The following is an 18,725-nucleotide window of genomic DNA, read 5'->3' on the forward strand; positions in this document are numbered from 1 at the left end:
CTAATGAATTATGTTTTTGGCTTTCAGTAAATTGATTGTCTGACGATAGAGCAATGGGTTAACAACATATTGATCCTCATCCATGATCAGAATTCCGTCTTCGTACATGGGATGCAGAATAGCGCGCGCGCGAGGAAGCGACATACTCATGGCCTGCATGAAATTCGCTTCACTCATACCCTCATGAAGGATAAGCGTTGCAAGGCCAAAAAGCTTGTCTCCGGATATATTTTCCAGAAAACTAAAATCAAAATCCTTTAGTGAGCCAATAACGATGGCATCGTCAGTAATTTCCTTGGTGGACCTCAACCAGTAAATTAACGCAAGACTAACATTGTTCTGAGCAATGCGGTTCAGGTCGGCAAAATAACTTTCCTCGAGGAAGGCCTGCCGTTCCGGTTCGGTCATTTTCTTATATTTTTTGCGCAGAAGGTCTGAGGCCGAAGGTCTGAATTGAAGGTTATAACCGCTAACCTTATGACGTTTCCTGATGATATTCACTATGCTCTTGGCATCGAAATTCTGTAAACGAATGATATAACCGAAATGATCGGAAAGCTGTATGGTCTTATCCAGAAAATTCCATGCATATTCTGTATACCCGAGGATCCAGAAAATTTGACGGCTGGTATGTGCGATAAGTTCTGAAATGGCCCGCATGGCTTCAAAACCGCCGATCTGTTTCATAAAACAGTTTTGAGCCCCTTCAATGATGATCACACGTTTGGGATCATTTGATAAAACCATCAGAAGCTCATCAAAGGTTTTAGCGTCCGTGTCCAGGCCTTCATTTAGAAATTCCAGAAGATGATCCCGGCTGAAAATCGTCCCCGTCGCCGTAAGACGGTGTACTTTGCTTCCTGTCGCCAGCTGTTCCAGGTAAAAATTTAAAAGCGTAGTCATCCCACTGCCCTTCTCCCCAACAATGGCGGTACTGGCAAACCTGCCTTTCATCCAGTTGTTATAGGCATTATGTAATTGCTGCAGCTCCGCATTCCTGCCCGCGAAGAAATTCTCGTCGGTAAGCGCGTCGGCTTTGAACAACCGTTGGTAAACAAAGGGCAGGCGCTGCACCGACTGCCGGGTTTCGGCAAGAAAATCTGCCAGCTCTGCTGACAAAGGGACATCTGCCTGGCTGATGCCAAAACGCTTGTACTGGACATCAATCCAGCTACGTCCCTCCTGATAATATTTCTTACCTTCCTGAATCCAGAAAGGAATAAGCTGACGCCCTCTTTCCAGAACCCGCTGATGGAGAAATTTGCTTTTTTCAATGGCCGCACCTTTCATCATCCGTACACGGATGGCAGTGATGTTGTCATTATCAGTAAATTTCTTAAGCTCCTCAAAGAAAACCGTCAGGGCCGTATTCAGCTCCTTGTCAACGAGACTTTTCATCTCGGCAAAGGCAGTCTCAATCTCGGTTATCTGCTTAATGGTTCGCTCCAAGCCCTCCCTTGCGATATCCCCTGGTTCACTATCGGGATTTTCCTCTTCAAAGAGTGAAATTGCAGATTCCAGGTTAAATTCAGCGATCTGGCCAAGGAAAGAAACATTATTCTGAATGGTGCTCAGCTTATCGGTGATTTGAATCTTTATTTGTCTCGTTTGCTTTAGCAATTGGGGATACGATTCAAAGTTGATCAGTTCCCCGGGAGAAAAATTATTAATACCGGAACTGCTCGTTGGCTTGCAGAAATCCACATCACTCTTAATATGTCGTGCGGTTTCTATTTCGGCTATCAGACGATCAATCTTCGATTCAATGTTATTTACAAGAGAAGGCAGATCCTGACTTAAGATCGCATCATTAAGCACACCTAAATGCTCATCGCTCATTTCGCGCCGCAGAATAGCCCGCTGGCGTTCTATTTCAGCGCGAAGTGTTTCAGGAGTTGCTGATTTTATGGTTTCGAGCGCCTTCGTGAGGTTATCTTTCCAAGGCCCGAAGGTTTTAAGAATTGTCTGATCGATTCGCGTGTCAAACCTCTTGGTTGACAAGCGATACTCCAGCATGGTGTTGAATATGACCTGGTACAGGTCAATATCTATTCCCCAGTCGTCAGACATGAGCAAAAATGTATTTTGCCAGCGCCCGTGATGTTTCAGGTAAATCTGGTCATTACGCTCATGCTCGCGGATCAGATGCGCAGAATTGAATTTTCGGTTGGAAAGTTCAATCGTTCCGCACCGCACATAATCATCACTGTACTCTTCGTAAATTTCATCAAGCACATTCAGTGCACCTTCCTCAAGAAGGGGACGAATTGACTCTATTTCCTCGATGGCTTTACTGGTAGAGTCGAAAATAGCCTCATCCACGGAAAATTCACCGCCATTGACCACATCGCCCATCATTTTATCTATTTCCACATCATGCTCCCACATTACCAGCGATGTGGATGACATTTTCTCATATACCTGGTCCTTCTGATCGATCAATCGGGAAATCAGTTCTTCTTTCAGGTAAAACTCGGTGAGATTGCGTAACAGTACTTTGTGATTCCACCGTCGGATAAGCAACGGTTCTTTGCCTGCCAGGCGACGGAAAAGATTCACCACCCGCTTGGGAAAGGTGGATATACCGTAAAATATTCTTTTGAAGGGCTTTAAAAACTTGATAAAAAGAGTATCCTCAGGTCGCCATTTAAAACGATCTGTTTCCTGCTCGCGGGAGAGATCCACAGGCAGCGTGGCAAGATACTTGTCGGCCGCCTTCACAAACCCTTCAAATTCCTCATCAAATCCGGCAGGATCCCCAATATTGAACCGGCGATCCACGGCCTCCTTCAGCTTCTCCTTGTAAGCAACTACAAAGTTCAGCTTTTTGCCAAGCTCTGTCTGATCACGTACGTAGGTATTAAGCCGTCGCTGAAGATCATCGACTTCATTCAGAAACTTCACCTGCCTGTCTATTTTTCCATATAGAACCGGCAGGTATTCCTGGATCATGATCTCCCGAAAGCGTTCATAATACTCCTGCAACTCTGCATTCATGTTGGTAAGATATTAAAAAATTAGGATTTGAATTGATCAGAAAGCACCTATATGCAGGAGAGCATCTCCCATATTTACAACAGGATAATTATTTATGGCAATGATAAATCCATTCTCTGTGCACTTTACCGCTTTTTCCGACTGTCCGTAAGGATCTGAAATAAACCCGAGAACCTCACCTTTTTTCACCGCATCCCCATTTCGCACACGGGTGTGATGCATGCCCGACATACGAGCCCGGATCCACATAGTCCGCCTGAGGATTCTGGTTTCAATATCTACTTCAGGAGCGTCATCCCGCATATCGAGGAACTTCATTACACGACGAATTCCATCCGAACCCATGTCTACAACCTGTTTTCGAAGCCTGAGCGTCTGGCCGCCCTCAAAGACAAGAATTGGCTTACCCATCTTTGATGCTGTTTTTCTCAATGACTTCTCACGAAATGGTGCATATATCGTAAAAGGAGCAGCGAAAGCCTTTGCCAATGCCATTTCCTGTTCATCTTCAAATGTTCCGCGGATTTGTGGAAAATTATTCAGACTTGCACCTCCGGTATGAAAATCGATCCCGTAATCTACCTGTGGCAGGATCTGCGTTGTAAAGAAGTGGGCCACACGGCTTGCAAGCGATCCTGTTGCACTTCCGGGAAATGAACGGTTAAGGTCCTTCCCGTCAGGTAAACCACGGGAATGATTAATGAACCCGTAAACATTGAAAACAGGAATAGCGATCACTGTTCCCCTGTCGGGATGGTATATATCATTCTTGATCGCCCGTCGTACAATTTCAATACCGTTGGTTTCATCTCCGTGCATTCCTGCCATGAGCAATAATACAGGGCCGTCTTTCTTCGACCTGCTCACAAAAATGGGTATTGTGATTGGGGTTCTTGTAGGAAGCCTTCCTATCAGGGCGTTGATCTGGACCTGTTCTCCGGGCAGGATGGTAGTTCCGTCAATTACAATTTTATCCATCAGGCGTTCACCTTATCTTTTTGTATTCTTCTGCGCGGTCCCCCGTTTCTTTCAAGATAGTCTACGATCTTGCCCGCAATGTCGATACCCGTAGACTTCTCGATCCCTTCCAGCCCGGGAGAACTGTTCACTTCAAGGATCAGCGGACCCCGCGATGACTGCAGCATATCTACCCCAGCGACACCTAATCCCATCTTCTCTGCCGCCTTTATCGCAGCACTCTTTTCAGCACGCTTTAACCTGATAATTGACGACGAACCTCCCCGATGCAAATTGGATCGGAATTCACCTTCTTTTGCCTGGCGCTTCATCGCTCCAACGACTTCACCGTCAACAACGAAAGCGCGAATATCTGCCCCGCCCGCTTCTTTAATGTATTCCTGAATAATCACACGCGCTTTTAGCCCATGGAATGCCTCGATCACAGAAACGGCCGCCTTCCTGTTCTCGGCAAGGACCACACCCAGACCCTGGGTACCTTCCAGAAGCTTGATGATCACCGGCGCACCGCCCACAGCATCAATGATTCCGTCGGTATCCTGCGAATAATTGGTGAAAACAGTTTTTGGCAGACCCATGCCGGCACGGGAAAGAATTTGAAGACTGCGTAATTTGTCCCTGGAACGAATGAGTGCCTGAGATTCAACGGCCGTAAAAACTTTCATCATTTCGAATTGGCGAACTACTGCAGAGCCATAGAATGTCACCGAAGCACCAATCCTCGGCACAATAGCATCGAGATAATCAAGATTTCTCCCTTTGTAAATAACGGTTGGCTGATTTTTTTCAATTACAAGGTTACACTTGAGGTGATCAATCACTTCCGCATCATGACCACGTTGCTCAATGGCCTCAACAAGGCGTCGGGTGGAATATAGCTGACTGTTTCGGGATAAGATTCCGATCTTCATGTTATTTCTTTTTAGATTTTTGTTTGTAGGACAAGTTTCGCTTTGAAACATCTACAATAAAGCCCTTCGACAGAAGCTTCCTTCCCAGCAGAATTGGAAACTTTAAATTTCCCCTGTCACTAAGGGAGAGTTCTGCTACGAACTGATGCCCAAACAATGTGACATGCGTGGTAATGATATAACGTTCCTCTGTTTCTCCAAAAGAGTTCTTGATCTCCCTCCTGTCATAATGCTCAAAATAAAACGATTTATCATTGTAATCCGGATGTGTAGGATCCAACAGGGTAAAATGCAATACCTTCTTTCCATCCCTTACAATCTCTTCTGCATGATGATAATGAATGGCAGAAGTAAAGGCTCCTGTGTCGATTTTAGCATCCAGATTAAATAAATGCAGGTCGGGCAAGTCAATTTTATCACTCCTGCCAATGATGTATTTGTCCGTCATTCAATAAAATTGTGGGCAAAAGATACTTGAAACTGCGGACATAAAAAAAGCGAACCTTTTCAGGTCCGCTTTTTCTCTGTATAAACTATTTACTAACCTTTCACCTTAAATTTCACTTCCGTGTTTTCCCAGGCCAACGACACGTGATCCCCTTCTGCGGATATAGTGAATGTTTCTACGAAGTCCCCCGTCTTACCTGCAGGAACCTCCACTCTCAGTGCGTCCTTGTCATCAGAATACTGTGTACCCCACTGACCGGTCGCACTATTAAAAATTATAACCCAATTTTTTTCTCCGGGTATGGTATACATACTATATGACCCCTTGGCTAACTTCTTTCCTTCAATGGTCACATCCTTGTCAAAAGAAATAATGGTAGCTGCATTTGCACCTGTTCTCCATACCTCACCGTAGGGTACCAGACCTCCCATCACACTTCTGCCGCGGGCAGAAGGCTGACTATATTTTATTTCCACATTGGCACCGCCAACTTTGGCGTTTACCGTTGCGGGCGGACTTTTCATTTGTTGCTGGGCAGTGGCAAAATCAGAAAAGCCTACGATGCAAAGACCACTTAAAACGATTGATAAAAGAATTCTCATAATGTTAATTGGTTGGTGTGTATAATGGTAACGTAAACCTCATACTTAAGGTTAAACCACACACAAAACATTTTGTTACGAGAATCTCGAATTTTTTTTCAGATAGCGCGACGATTGTCATAAAGGAGACATTGCCACGCCCTGTTCAGGTCACCTTTGGCCAGATAGCCGGAGGCAAGTGTATGCATCCGCTCAAGAATATCATTGTCGTCAACATTCAGGAAAAGCGATCCAATCTCTGCCTGAACCGCAGCATCCTTAAGCGGAATCTCTTCAACATTTGCGAGTCGGGCCAGCTCATTGCCCGTAAGAATAGTACTTTCCCTGATATCAGCAGGCAGCTGGTCGATACCCACACCCTTGTTGCGAACCGGTTTTGGAATCTCAAAGATCGAGTCTCCGGATGCCCTGCAATAGTAATTTCCCCCCATACGCGCCACCGCATCCAGTTTTAGCGGATCAATCTGCTTGTTTCCGTCCAGTACATCCTCGCTGATATGCATTAAAAGTACTTCACATATCACCAGGTTTCCTGCACCTCCCTGTTCACCCAGCGGACGAACTTCGTTGACACGACATTCAAATGCAACGGGCGACTCCCCCACCCGTGGAGGCCTCACCAAATCGGAGCGTACCGGGGTTAAACCCGCCTTCACAAATTCATTCACACCTTTGTCATATTCGGTGCTTGCCAGGGACATCTGTTCTACGATGGCATAGTTAACAACATTGATTACCACCTCATCAACATCCAATACATTCTCATACGTATGCTTGGTAGTGTTATCGCGACCACGCCGCGCCGGAGAGAATATAAGTATGGGCGGGTTCGACCCAAAGCAGTTAAAGAAACTGAACGGACTCAGATTTACATTACCTTCCTTATCAATCGTAGAGGCAAAGGCAATCGGACGCGGCACTACAGCACCCAGCAGGTAGGAATGCAACTCCGGAATTGACAATTCTTTGGGATTTATGATCATGGCAGTGATACAGCAGGTAAAACTCTTGTCCGAACCTCTCCAAAACCGATTCTCAGCCCATCCTTTTTTGCATAACCCCGCATAATAACCTCATCACCATCTTCAATAAAAACCCGCTTTGATCCATCGTTCATTGTTACGGGACGGGTTCCCTTCCATGCAAGTTCCAGCATACTGCCATAGGAATCTTCTGTGGGGCCGCTAATCGTACCTGACGCATACATATCCCCCACCTGGATATTGCAACCGTTAATGGTATGGTGTGCAAGTTGCTGACAAACATTCCAGTACATATGTCTGAAATTACTTCGGCAAACAACTGTCTCACTCGAATTTTCAGGCTTTATGGATACTTCAAGCTGAATATCAAAATTATGCATGCCTTCAAAGGAGAGGTAGGGAAGAACCGGAGAATCCTGTTTCGGGCCTTCTGTACGAAAGGAATCCAGTGCCTCGAGTGTCACAATCCATGGTGAGATTGATGAAGCAAAATTCTTTGCTAAAAATGGTCCTAATGGAACATATTCCCATACCTGTATATCACGTGCCGACCAATCATTAAAAAGAACAAATCCAAATATATAATCCTCGGCATCAGTCGTGGGAACGGGCGTACCCAATGGATTTTCCCTACCGGTCACAAACGCCATCTCAAGCTCGAAATCAAGACGTTTCGACGGTCCGAATACTGGCTTATCAGCCTCGGGAGGCTTCGTTTGCCCATGCGGACGATGGATGGGAATTCCTGAGGGAATAATGGAGGAAGCCCGTCCGTGATATCCTACAGGCAAGTGTTTCCAGTTAGGAAGCAATGCATTTTCAGGGTCACGAAACATAGTTCCGACGTTTGTCGCATGTTCCTTGCTTGAATAAAAATCGGTATAATTTCCAACCTTAACCGGCATAAGCATCTCTACTTCATCCCTATGGATGAGTGCCATCTCAACCGCAGTCTTATTATCACGCAGCAGAGGATTGTCGGCCTGTAACAGATCCATGATCCTCAGACGAACGGCATTCGTGATTCGCTTTCCCTGTGCGATAAAATCATTCAATGATGATTGATTGAAAATTCCCTGCGGTAGTCTTAGTCCATCCAGAAACCCGCCTTCATGCAAATAGGTGAGATCGAGGACATAATCACCGATCGCAACACCGGCACCGGGTTCCAGGTATTCTGTTTGAAATATGCCGAATGGCAGATTCTGGATGGGGAAATCAGAATGTTCAGGTACTTCTACCCATGATTTTAATGTTGGATCTTTTGGATTTTTAGCCATGACAGGTCTGTTTTGAACAAAGTTAGTATTCCTGTTTTCAAAAGAAAATTCACTGGCAAGAACCTGAAGCCCTTCCGTAAATTTTGGTTAATTTTGCCGCCTGAACTGATTAACTCATCTTCCTATGGCGTTGTCCACAAAATATGATCCTTCTGAGGTAGAAGATAAATGGTATAAGTACTGGCTTGACCAGGATTTCTTTCATTCCGAACCAAATCCCGAAAAAGAGCCATACACCATTGTGATTCCCCCGCCTAACGTAACCGGTGTACTTCATATGGGCCATATGCTCAACAATACCATTCAGGATGTGCTTATCAGAAAGGCAAGAATGGAGGGAAAGGAAGCATGCTGGGTGCCTGGCACAGACCATGCATCTATCGCCACCGAGGCAAAGGTTGTTGCCATGCTGAAGGAAAAAGGAATTGAAAAGAATTCCATTTCGCGGGAAGAATTTCTTGAACATGCATGGGAATGGAAGGAAAAATATGGTGGCATTATTTTACAACAGCTTCGCAAGCTGGGCGCTTCCTGTGACTGGGCCAGAACCCGTTTCACCATGGAGGAAACGCTTTCAAAGGCGGTAATCGGGGTTTTTACTGATTTATATAATAAAGGTTTGATTTACCGCGGCATACGCATGGTAAACTGGGATCCGGTAGGTAAAACCGCGCTTTCTGACGACGAAGTAATTCATCGGGAGGTACAATCAAAATTGTACTACCTCAAATATTTTATCGAAGGTTCCGATGACTACGTAACCATTGCTACCACACGGCCTGAGACCATCCTTGGTGATACTGCGGTTTGTGTTCATCCCGAAGACAAGCGTTATCATCACCTGAAGGGTAAGCGGGTAGTTGTTCCCCTCATCAACCGGTCAGTACCGGTAATTCAGGACGAATATGTTTCCATGGAATTTGGAACTGGCTGTCTTAAGATCACACCGGCACATGATATCAATGATTACGAACTCGGCATCAAGCATAACCTGGAATCCATCGATATTCTTAACGACGATGGCACACTCAACGAAAAGGCACAGCTCTACATCGGCGAGGACCGGTTTGTGGTTCGTAAAAAAATTGCAAAGGAACTTGAGGCCAGCGGGCACCTGGATAAGGTGGAGGATTATGTGAATAATGTTGGCTTTTCAGAGCGTACGGATGCGGTGATCGAGCCGAAGCTATCAATGCAGTGGTTCCTGAAAATGGACGAGATCACCAAGCCGGCGCTGAAGAACGTCATGGACGACACCATCCAGCTGATCCCCCCTAAATTTAAAAATACCTACCGACACTGGATGGAAAACGTCCGGGATTGGTGTATATCAAGGCAGCTTTGGTGGGGTCAGCAGATTCCGGCATATTATCTTCCCAATGGAAAGTTTGTGGTGGCAGAAACTCCGGAAAAGGCGCTTGAACTGGCAAGAGAAATCACACCCGGGCTGTTGATGGATGACCTGCGTCAGGACGAGGATGTGCTGGACACCTGGTTTTCATCCTGGCTCTGGCCCATCACGGTATTTGATGGCTTTGAGGACCCGGATAATGAGGATATCTCCTATTATTATCCCACAAACGACCTGGTTACTGCCCCGGAAATTTTGTTTTTCTGGGTGGCGAGGATGATTATAGCCGGTTATGAATACCGCGGAGATAAGCCTTTCCGCAATGTGTACCTCACAGGTATTGTACGTGACAAGCAGGGACGAAAGATGTCCAAGTCACTTGGAAACTCTCCCGATCCGCTGGAACTGATCAGGGAATATGGTGCGGATGGAGTACGTACAGGCATGTTATTTTCATCTCCGGCAGGAAACGATTTATTGTTTGATGTTAAACTGTGTGAACAGGGAAGAAATTTCGCTAATAAAATATGGAATGCATTCCGGCTTGTAAAGGGCTGGCAGGTGGACGATAACATCGATGATGATGATGTTAACCTCACCAGCATCGCGTGGTTTGAAGCCCGCTTTCATCAGGCATTGGAAGAGATGGAAGATCACTTTTCAAAATTCCGTATTTCAGATGCATTAATGACGGTCTACAAGCTCATCTGGAACGATTTCTGCTCCTGGTACCTGGAAATGGTGAAGCCACCGTTTGGTGAACCCGTTGATCGAAAGACGTATGAGGCTACTGTGGGCTTTTTCGAGCAGTTATTGAAGGTTCTTCACCCCTTTATGCCGTTTATCACCGAGGAATTATACCATGAACTGCGTGAGCGCACCGATAAGAATGATTGCATCATTGTTGCGGAGTGGCCGCGTTCAGCACATTACGACACATCCTTGTTAAATGCAGCCGACATTACTTTTGAGCTCATTACACAAATCCGAAATCTGCGAAACAGCCAGGGTATTTCACCAAAGGAAAGTTTCGAGCTCTATGTTCAGACCGACCATTTTGACCAGTATATACCCTTTTCCTCCGTTGTGATGAAACTGGCTAATCTGTCTGACTTTCAACCGACAGAAGAGCCGATGGATGAGGCGAGCAGTTTTGTACTAAACGGGGATTCCTTCTTTATTCCGATGGGAGGTCTTGTGGATGTTGAGAAGGAGATAGACGAGCTGAAAAAGGAGCTGGATTACACGCGGGGTTTCCTGAAAAGCGTGGATGGCAAATTGCGAAACGAACGATTTGTAAACAACGCCCCGGAAAAAGTTGTGGAAATGGAGCGTCAGAAAAAAGCGGATGCCGAAGCCAAGATCAGTGCGATTGAAGCAAGGCTTGAAGCCCTCTCAGGCAGAGGATAATCAAAACCGTGCAGCCATTAGCAGTCCGAGATCTTTATGTTTCATGCCGAATTTTCTGGCGATGGTCTCATTTGTCAGGCTGCCCTTGTAGGTATATACGCCCTTCATAAACCATTTATGGGAGAAGATCATTTCTTCAATTCCACCCTCTTCAGCCGCGCGGAGAATGGTGGGTGTGAAGATATTGCTCAGTGCAGTGGTTGCTGTATGGGCGACACGTGAGGCAATATTGGGCACACAATAATGGACCACATTGTATTTCCTGAAGATTGGTTGGTCCAGGGTGGTCATTTCAGAAGTTTCCACAACCCCGCCCTGGTCAATGCTCAGATCTATGATAACTGAATTGTCCTTCATGGCAGCGACCATTTCCTCGGTAACGACAAACCGCATCCGACCTTTCTCTGCACGCAGGGCACCAATTACCACATCTGCGTGACGTAATGATTCGGCGAGTGTTACCGTATCTATCGTGCTAGTATAGATCGGGTGGCCAAGCGCATGTTTTAATCGGCGCAGTTTATAGAGGTGGTTGTCAAAAATCTGCACATCAGCTCCAACACCAAGAGCCGCCCGCGCGGCATATTCAGCCACGGTACCTGCTCCGATAATTACCACTTTTGTGGGCGGAACCCCGGTTATTCCTCCCAGAATTACACCCTTTCCGCCATTGCTGCTGCTGAGATACTCGGAGGCAATGTTCATAACAGTGCTTCCGGCAATTTCGCTCATGGCACGGATGATTGGCATACCGCCTGCCTTATCTTCAATAAATTCAAAACCAAGTGCCGTAATTCCCCTGCGATTCAGCGCATTAATATAGTCAGGATTTTGATTGCCGATCTGAACAGCAGAGATCAGCGTTTGGCCCTTTTTCATCAATTCAACTTCCTCGAGTGTTGGAGGTTCAATTTTCAGAATTGCCTGTGCTTTGTAAACCTCTTCGGCCGAATAAACGATCTTCGCCCCAGCCTCGCTGTAGTCTTTATCGGTGAATTTGGAACCCAGGCCTGCTTTTGTTTCGACCCAAATTTCATGACCATTGGCTGCCAGTAATTTTACGGCATCCGGAGTCAGGCTGATCCGCCGCTCCTGCAGGGAGATCTCATTGGGAAGTCCGAGGAAAAATGAATGCTTTTTCTTCTGCAGCGGATATAGCTTTTCCTGGGGATATAAAGACGTTTCCTTAGCTAACTGGGCAAAACCGGAGGATTCCTTACTACTCATACATGCGCATTTCAAGACGCCTGGTGGTCGGTGATGCTGCCTGTATGTTTACTGTAACATATTGACCGGGCAATAACCGCTCTACCTTTTGTGGCCATTCAATAAAACAATATTTTCCCGAATCGAAATATTCAACAGCACCAATGTCTTCCGCCTCACTCTCATCGTTTATGCGATAAAAATCAAAGTGATAATAGCTTTCCCCATCCCCATCAACGTATTCATTCACAATGCCGTATGTCGGGCTGGCAACGGTATCCTTAATTCCCAGGACCGCAGCCATTGATTTTATAAACGTTGTCTTACCTGCGCCCATATCTCCTAAAAACAGCCAGACCCGCTGATTACCAGCGGCTTTCAGCATTTTTGAGGCTGCTTTTTCCAGATCCTTAAGTCCGACATCATCTATGGTCAGGACGGGGTTCCGGCTATTTACCATATTTCGAAGTTAGTGAAATTATCGGAATAATCATTTCCTCCATCGAGACGCCTCCATGCTGGAAAGTGTCACGATAATAGTTCGCATAGTAGTTATAATTATTCGGATAAGCGAAGAACTGGTCTTCGGTTGCGAACACATATGTAGTGGATACATTGGTTCTTGGCAGGTGCAGTTTTTCCGGTTTGGGCACTACCATGATCTTATCCGATCCTTCATATCCGAGATTTTTACCCTGCTTATACCGAAGGTTAGTATTCGTATTTCTATCCCCGACAATACGGAAGGGACGCTTAACCCGGATGGTGCCATGATCCGTCGTAATGATCAGGCGACCTCCTAGTTCTGCAATCTGACGAATGGCATCCAACAAGGGTGAATGCTCAATCCAGGATCGGGTAATTGACCGGTATGCAGATTCATCCGGCGCCAGTTCGCGCACCATAGCCATATCGGTTCTGGCGTGGGAAAGCATGTCGACAAAATTATATACGATCACATTTAGATCGTTATTCATCAGGTTTCTGATTGAATCAGCCAGTGTTTTACCTTCAGAAGCCTTCTTTATCTTGTGATAACTGAATTTCATCTGAAGGTTATTTCGCTGGATCTGCTTTTCAAGAAACTCATCCTCATGATTATTCTTGCCATCTTCCTGGTCCTCGCCAACCCATAGGTATGGGTATTTCTCGGCCATTTCAAGTGGCAGGAGTCCTGAAAAAATTGCATTCCTCGAATATGCTGTTGTCGTAGGCAGGATAGAATAATACAAATCTTCCTCGTCGATGTTAAAATGCTCCTGAATCGATGGCTGGATCATACGCCACTGATCATAACGAAGATTATCGATGACCAGGAAGAATACAGGCGCGCCTTTTCCAACTTCGGGAAACACCCATTTTTTCATTAGAAGGTGCGACAGCAATGGCCGGTCGACATCGGGATCATTTAGCCAGGATTCGTAGTTATCATTGATGAATCTGGAAAAACTTGCGTTCGCCTCCTCTTTCTGCATGGTAAAAACCTCTGCCATACTTTTATTCTCGGTTTCGTCGATTTCCAGTTCCCAATACACCAGTTTCCGGTAAATAGCCGCCCATTCCTCGTGGTCGAGATCATCATGAAATGCCATGCTGATGTTGCGGAATTCCTGTTGATAGCTGAGGTTTGTTTTTTCCGTGATAAGTCTTTTGTTATCGAGGATTTTCTTTACCGATAACAGGATCTGACTGGGATTCAGTGGTTTGATAAGATAATCAGCGATCTTGGCACCAATAGCTTCTTCCATGATCTGTTCCTCCTCATTCTTGGTGATCATGATCACCGGCAGATTCGGACGGAGGGATTTGATCTGATTAAGTGCTTCAAGACCCGACATACCCGGCATATTTTCATCCAGAAAAACAACATCATAATTGGTCTCCTCACACTTTTCAATGGCATCTGTGCCGCTGTTTACCGGCGTGATATCATATCCCTTGTTTTCAAGAAAAAGTATGTGCGGCTTTAAAAGATCTATTTCATCATCAGCCCATAAAATCGAATATCTTTGCATCCTGTAATAATTCCTTTCTAAATTTACTTACCTGTTAAAGCTAACGCAATAATCGTACAAGAGATTGAACAAAAAGAAAATATTTAACGATCCGGTTTATGGATTCGTACAAATTAAGAGCGATCTCATCTTTGATATCATCGAACATCCCGTGTTTCAGCGGTTACGAAGGATCAAACAGCTAGGGCTTACAGACCTGGTGTATCCGGGTGCGCTGCATACGCGCTTTCATCATGCTATTGGGGCAATGCACCTGATGTCGATGGCGCTGGAATCCCTGCGCAGCAAGGGCATAGAAATCAGTGACGACGAATTTGAAGCATGCCAGGTGGCCATACTGTTGCATGATATCGGTCATGGCCCATTTTCCCATGCGCTGGAATTCAGCCTGCTTAAAGGGGTATCCCATGAGAGTATTTCTTTTCAGTTCATGAAGATGCTTAATCGGGAATTTGATAATCGTCTTGATCTGGCTTTGCGGATTTTTCAAAATACATATTCAAGGCGGTTCTTTCACCAGCTAGTCTCCAGTCAGCTCGACATGGACAGGCTGGACTATCTGAAGCGGGACAGCTTTTTTACGGGTGTTTCTGAAGGAGCGATCGGCCTGGAGCGAATTATCAGCATGTTGCATGTGGTAGATGACCAGGTAGTGGTTGAAGAAAAAGGTATATACAGTATTGAGAATTTTCTGAATGCGCGCCGACTCATGTACTGGCAGGTGTATCTGCATAAAACCTCGGTAAGCGCAGAGAAGATGCTTATTAATCTGATCACACGAGCCAAGGAACTGGTAGAGAATGGCACAGACCTTCCTGCTTCCCCGGCACTCGGCCGGTTTCTGAAGTACCGCTACCAGATTACCGATTTTCAGCAGGACCAGGAGTTACTCCAAACCTATGGCAAACTTGACGACTCAGACATTTGGGGCGCTATAAAATACTGGCAGGACAATCCGGACAAGATCCTGTCGATGCTTAGCCGAATGTTGCTGGAACGAAGACTGTTCGGAATACAGTTGACCAATGACCCGATTTCAAAAGAAGAATTAAAGCAACTCAGGCATCGAATCGCTGAAAAATACGGTCTCTATCGTTCGGAATCCCGCTACCTGATGTCGCATGGCGACGTAACCAATAAAGCCTATATCGCAGAAGGGCAAAAAATCAATATCCTCACGAAGAAAGGCAAGGTGCTGGATATCGCAGAAGCGGCTGATTTACCTAACATTACAGCAATGAGCAAAATTGTAAAGAAATACTATCTATGCTCTCCTAAAAATGTATCTTTGTGACTATTATCTTCACCGTAAACTGAATGCAATTCACCATACGACAGATCGCCTCACTTATCGGCGCTGAGATTGAAGGGGACGATACACAGCCCATTCACATGCTCGCAAAGATTCAGGATGCAAAGCCTGGCCAAATATCATTTCTGTCGAACCCGAAGTACGAAAACTTTATTTACGATTCGAAAGCCTCGGCCGTTATCGTTTCCAAAAATTTCGAGCCTAAGGAAAAGGTTCCCGCTACACTTCTGCGCGTGGAAGATCCGTACAATAGTTTTACCATATTGCTGGAGGAGTATCATAAGTTTATTTCCTTCCAGCGTTCAGGGATTGAATCACCGAGCTTCATCGGTGAGAATTCAAAAACGGGAGATAGAATTTACCGGGGTGCGTTTAGCTATATTGGCAAAAATGTGACCATCGGAAATGATGTGAAAATTTACCCGAATTGTTTTATCGGGGACAATGTGACGATTGGCGACAGTACTATTTTGCATTCAGGGGTAAAGATTTACGACGGAACCCGGATCGGACAATTCTGCGTGATCCATGCTGGCTGTGTTATCGGGAGCGATGGTTTCGGATTTGCTCCGCAGGAGGATGGATCCTATCGCACCATACCCCAAATGGGACATGTCATTGTAGGTAATCATGTAGATATTGGGGCAAATACTGTTATTGATTGCGCAACAATGCACGGTGATGCCACCCGTATCGGCAATGGCGTAAAACTTGACAACCTGATTCAAATCGCACACAACGTGGAGATCGGGGATCATACGGTAATCGCAGCCCAGACGGGCATCAGTGGTTCCACTAAGATTGGAAAGGGAAGTACAATTGCCGGGCAGGTAGGAATCGCCGGCCACCTGGTTTTTGGAGACAAGACACGAATGGCGGCAAAATCGGGGCTGATCAAATCCTATCCCGACGGTAACATTGATCTTATGGGAGCACCGGCAATGCCCATCAAGGATTATTTACGCGCATATGCCGTTTTCAGGAAGCTTCCGGACCTGAATGCCCGATTAAAGGAATTGGAGGAAAAAGTGGTAAATTTGCCGACCTTTGACAAGAGATCATGAATATTAAACAGCATACAATAAAGAAATCGGTAACCCTTTCGGGAGTAGGCCTTCATACGGGAGTGGAAACAAATATGACCTTTCTGCCCGCCAAAGCGGGGCATGGCATAAAGTTTCAGCGTATCGACCTGGAAGGACAGCCGATTGTAGATGCAGATGTGGACAATGTGGTAGATCTTTCCCGTGGAACAACCATCGAGCAAAGCGGAGCCCGTGTATCCACCGTCGAACATACGCTTGCTGCATTGGTCGGGCTGGAAATCGACAATGTGCTCATACAGCTTGACGGGCCTGAAGCCCCCATCATGGATGGAAGCTCCATACAGTTTGTTGAAATCCTGAAGGAAGCCGGAACAGAAGAACAGAATGCCCTGCGTGATTTCTATGAAGTACAGGACAGTCTTTTCTACAGGGACGCCTCAAGGGATGTGGAAATTGCCGCACTGCCCCTGGATGATTACCGGGTGACGGTAATGATCGACTACAATTCACCGGTTCTGGGAAGTCAGCATGCCTCCCTTACCAATATCAGTCAGTTCGAAAAAGAAATTGCTGCCTGCCGTACTTTTTGTTTTCTTCATGAGCTTGAAATGCTTCACAAGAACAACCTGGTAAAAGGAGGTGATCTGAATAACGCAATTGTGGTTGTTGACCGGATCGTCGAGGAACATGAACTGGCCAGTATTGCCAAATTATTTAATAAGCCGAAGGTTGAAGTTAAAAAAGAAGGCATCCTGAATAATGTTGAGCTTCGTTACAGAAATGAGCCGGCCCGGCACAAATTACTGGATGTTATGGGTGATCTGGCCCTGGCGGGTCGTCCTATAAAGGCCCAGATACTTGCAGCCCGCCCGGGACATGCCGCAAATGTGGCATTTGCCAAAAAACTGAAGCGGGCAATGGAAAAGGAATCCAAGCAAAATGTCCCCCGCTATAATCCGAATTTACCACCGGTACTGGATATAAACCAGATTGTAAATATCCTGCCACACCGTTATCCGTTTTTGCTGATTGACAAGATCATTCACCTGGATGAAGAGAGTGTTGCCGGAGTGAAAAATGTGTCATTCAATGAACATTTCTTTCTCGGTCATTTTCCCGGAAACCCTGTAATGCCCGGAGTGCTTCAGGTGGAAGCTATGGCACAGATAGGAGGAATACTTGTATTGAATACAGTTCCCGACCCTGAAAACTACTGGACGTATTTTCTCAGTATTGAGAACTTCAGATTCAGAAAAATGGTACTTCCCGGAGATACCCTCGTAATCAAATGTGATCTGCTGGCCCCTATCAAACGAGGAATAGCCAAAATGTCCGGAAGGGCATATGTTGGCAACACCCTTGTCTGTGAAGGAACAATGACTGCCAGTATAGTTAGAAAAGAAGTATGAACCAACCATTAGCATACATACATCCGCAGGCAAAAATTGCCCGCAATGTTGTGATTGAACCTTTTTCGACCATCCATAAAAATGTTGAGATCGATGAAGGAACATGGATAGGACCGAATGTCACCATTTTCGAAGGGGCCCGGATCGGAAAAAATGTGAAGATCTACCCAGGAGCTTCCATATCTTCTGTACCCCAGGATCTTAAGTATGCAGGTGAAGACACCGAAACTTTCATTGGCGACAATACTGTAATTCGCGAATATGTCACCATAAGCCGCGGTACCAATGATAAGTGGAAAACTGTCGTGGGAAGCAACTGCCTTCTGATGGCATATGTGCATATCGCCCATGACTGTATTGTAGGTAACAATTGCATTTTGGCTAACGCCGTACAGATGGCAGGACACGTGAACGTGGAAGACTATGCTATAATTGGTGGTTCAAGCGCCCTTCACCAATTCGTAAAAGTTGGAGCTCATGTCATGATTTCAGGCGGATCACTTGTTAGAAAAGATGTACCGCCCTATACCAAAGCAGCCCGTGAACCACTAACCTACTGCGGGATTAATTCGATCGGACTGCGCAGACGCGGATTCAGTCCGGAGAAGATTGGCGAAATACAGGAAATTTATCGCTACCTGTTCATGAAAGGCCTGAATAACTCCAAGGCGCTCGACCTCATCGAAGTAGAGCTTCCACCATCCAAAGAACGTGATGAAATCATCAATTTCATCCGTAATTCAGATCGTGGTGTAATGAAAGGGTATTCCTACTAAA

15 protein-coding genes are annotated in these 18,725 nt (G+C 45.7%); 5 read left to right on the top strand and 10 right to left on the bottom strand.

Going from position 1 to position 18,725, the window contains the following annotated elements; translation table 11 throughout:
* The 7 genes from LDX50_RS03240 to fahA form a co-directional block, all read right to left on the bottom strand.
* Positions 1-2,997: an ATP-binding protein gene (locus LDX50_RS03240; protein ID WP_225696972.1), complete on the bottom strand. Its 2,997-nt coding sequence runs from the start codon at positions 2,995-2,997 to the stop codon at positions 1-3.
* Positions 2,998-3,033: 36 nt separating this feature from the next.
* Positions 3,034-3,975, bottom strand: coding sequence for a succinylglutamate desuccinylase/aspartoacylase family protein (locus LDX50_RS03245; protein ID WP_225696973.1), 942 nt, complete (start codon positions 3,973-3,975; stop codon positions 3,034-3,036).
* On the bottom strand, positions 3,975-4,886 hold the full coding sequence (rimK, locus tag LDX50_RS03250) for a 30S ribosomal protein S6--L-glutamate ligase (RefSeq protein WP_225696974.1): 912 nt from the start codon (positions 4,884-4,886) through the stop codon (positions 3,975-3,977). The genes LDX50_RS03245 and rimK overlap by 1 nt, the downstream gene beginning before the upstream one ends.
* A 1-nt stretch (position 4,887) precedes the next feature.
* The gene (locus LDX50_RS03255) at positions 4,888-5,334 is read right to left on the bottom strand and encodes an ATP-dependent zinc protease family protein (RefSeq protein ID WP_225696975.1); all 447 of its coding nucleotides are present in this window, start codon (positions 5,332-5,334) and stop codon (positions 4,888-4,890) included.
* Between the two features lie 92 nt (positions 5,335-5,426).
* Positions 5,427-5,936, bottom strand: coding sequence for a DUF2911 domain-containing protein (locus tag LDX50_RS03260; protein WP_225696976.1), 510 nt, complete (start codon positions 5,934-5,936; stop codon positions 5,427-5,429).
* A gap of 98 nt (positions 5,937-6,034) precedes the next feature.
* Entirely contained in the window at positions 6,035-6,919 is an 885-nt protein-coding gene (locus tag LDX50_RS03265) for a flavin reductase family protein (protein WP_225696977.1), read from the bottom strand.
* Positions 6,916-8,199, bottom strand: a complete 1,284-nt coding sequence (fahA, locus tag LDX50_RS03270; RefSeq protein WP_225696978.1) for a fumarylacetoacetase — start codon at positions 8,197-8,199, stop codon at positions 6,916-6,918. The genes LDX50_RS03265 and fahA overlap by 4 nt, the downstream gene beginning before the upstream one ends.
* 124 nt (positions 8,200-8,323) lie before the next feature.
* Here fahA and LDX50_RS03275 point away from each other — a divergent pair, with 124 nt between their 5' ends.
* Positions 8,324-10,960, top strand: a complete 2,637-nt coding sequence (locus LDX50_RS03275) for a valine--tRNA ligase (RefSeq protein WP_225696979.1) — start codon at positions 8,324-8,326, stop codon at positions 10,958-10,960.
* Here the strand turns inward: LDX50_RS03275 and LDX50_RS03280 are convergent, their stop codons facing one another.
* The 3 genes from LDX50_RS03280 to porX are packed head-to-tail and all read right to left on the bottom strand — an operon-like array spanning position 10,961 to position 14,181.
* Positions 10,961-12,187, bottom strand: coding sequence for an alanine dehydrogenase (locus tag LDX50_RS03280; RefSeq protein ID WP_225696980.1), 1,227 nt, complete (start codon positions 12,185-12,187; stop codon positions 10,961-10,963).
* Complete coding sequence (tsaE, locus tag LDX50_RS03285; RefSeq protein ID WP_225696981.1) at positions 12,180-12,626, bottom strand: tRNA (adenosine(37)-N6)-threonylcarbamoyltransferase complex ATPase subunit type 1 TsaE; 447 nt, start codon at positions 12,624-12,626, stop codon at positions 12,180-12,182. The genes LDX50_RS03280 and tsaE overlap by 8 nt, the downstream gene beginning before the upstream one ends.
* Complete coding sequence (gene porX, locus LDX50_RS03290) at positions 12,616-14,181, bottom strand: T9SS response regulator signal transducer PorX (protein ID WP_225696982.1); 1,566 nt, start codon at positions 14,179-14,181, stop codon at positions 12,616-12,618. The genes tsaE and porX overlap by 11 nt, the downstream gene beginning before the upstream one ends.
* 64 nt (positions 14,182-14,245) lie before the next feature.
* Here porX and LDX50_RS03295 point away from each other — a divergent pair, with 64 nt between their 5' ends.
* Genes LDX50_RS03295 through lpxA form a run of 4 tightly spaced genes read left to right on the top strand, consistent with a single transcriptional unit; the run spans position 14,246 to position 18,724 of the window.
* A complete protein-coding gene (locus tag LDX50_RS03295; RefSeq protein WP_225696983.1) occupies positions 14,246-15,475 on the top strand; it encodes an HD domain-containing protein in 1,230 nt (409 codons plus the stop codon).
* Between the two features lie 23 nt (positions 15,476-15,498).
* Positions 15,499-16,557, top strand: coding sequence for a UDP-3-O-(3-hydroxymyristoyl)glucosamine N-acyltransferase (gene lpxD, locus LDX50_RS03300; protein ID WP_225696984.1), 1,059 nt, complete (start codon positions 15,499-15,501; stop codon positions 16,555-16,557).
* Complete coding sequence (locus tag LDX50_RS03305; protein ID WP_225696985.1) at positions 16,554-17,948, top strand: bifunctional UDP-3-O-[3-hydroxymyristoyl] N-acetylglucosamine deacetylase/3-hydroxyacyl-ACP dehydratase; 1,395 nt, start codon at positions 16,554-16,556, stop codon at positions 17,946-17,948. The genes lpxD and LDX50_RS03305 overlap by 4 nt, the downstream gene beginning before the upstream one ends.
* Positions 17,945-18,724: an acyl-ACP--UDP-N-acetylglucosamine O-acyltransferase gene (gene lpxA, locus LDX50_RS03310; protein WP_225696986.1), complete on the top strand. Its 780-nt coding sequence runs from the start codon at positions 17,945-17,947 to the stop codon at positions 18,722-18,724. Before LDX50_RS03305 ends, lpxA begins: the two co-directional genes overlap by 4 nt.
* Position 18,725: the final 1 nt, after the last annotated feature.

The organism is Fulvivirga sedimenti, from assembly GCF_020328055.1.

What these genes read in the sequence shown, in the direction of transcription:
- LDX50_RS03240 (WP_225696972.1), bottom strand. Translation starts at nt 2,997, where the DNA reads ATGAATGCAGAGTTGCAGGAGTATTATGAACGCTTTCGGGAGATCATG.
- LDX50_RS03260 (WP_225696976.1), bottom strand. Translation starts at nt 5,936, where the DNA reads ATGAGAATTCTTTTATCAATCGTTTTAAGTGGTCTTTGCATCGTAGGC.
- tsaE (WP_225696981.1), bottom strand. Translation starts at nt 12,626, where the DNA reads ATGGTAAATAGCCGGAACCCCGTCCTGACCATAGATGATGTCGGACTT.
- rimK (WP_225696974.1), bottom strand. Translation starts at nt 4,886, where the DNA reads ATGAAGATCGGAATCTTATCCCGAAACAGTCAGCTATATTCCACCCGA.
- LDX50_RS03275 (WP_225696979.1), top strand. Translation starts at nt 8,324, where the DNA reads ATGGCGTTGTCCACAAAATATGATCCTTCTGAGGTAGAAGATAAATGG.
- LDX50_RS03280 (WP_225696980.1), bottom strand. Translation starts at nt 12,187, where the DNA reads ATGAGTAGTAAGGAATCCTCCGGTTTTGCCCAGTTAGCTAAGGAAACG.
- lpxA (WP_225696986.1), top strand. Translation starts at nt 17,945, where the DNA reads ATGAACCAACCATTAGCATACATACATCCGCAGGCAAAAATTGCCCGC.
- fahA (WP_225696978.1), bottom strand. Translation starts at nt 8,199, where the DNA reads ATGGCTAAAAATCCAAAAGATCCAACATTAAAATCATGGGTAGAAGTA.
- LDX50_RS03305 (WP_225696985.1), top strand. Translation starts at nt 16,554, where the DNA reads ATGAATATTAAACAGCATACAATAAAGAAATCGGTAACCCTTTCGGGA.
- porX (WP_225696982.1), bottom strand. Translation starts at nt 14,181, where the DNA reads ATGCAAAGATATTCGATTTTATGGGCTGATGATGAAATAGATCTTTTA.
- lpxD (WP_225696984.1), top strand. Translation starts at nt 15,499, where the DNA reads ATGCAATTCACCATACGACAGATCGCCTCACTTATCGGCGCTGAGATT.
- LDX50_RS03265 (WP_225696977.1), bottom strand. Translation starts at nt 6,919, where the DNA reads ATGATCATAAATCCCAAAGAATTGTCAATTCCGGAGTTGCATTCCTAC.
- LDX50_RS03245 (WP_225696973.1), bottom strand. Translation starts at nt 3,975, where the DNA reads ATGGATAAAATTGTAATTGACGGAACTACCATCCTGCCCGGAGAACAG.
- LDX50_RS03255 (WP_225696975.1), bottom strand. Translation starts at nt 5,334, where the DNA reads ATGACGGACAAATACATCATTGGCAGGAGTGATAAAATTGACTTGCCC.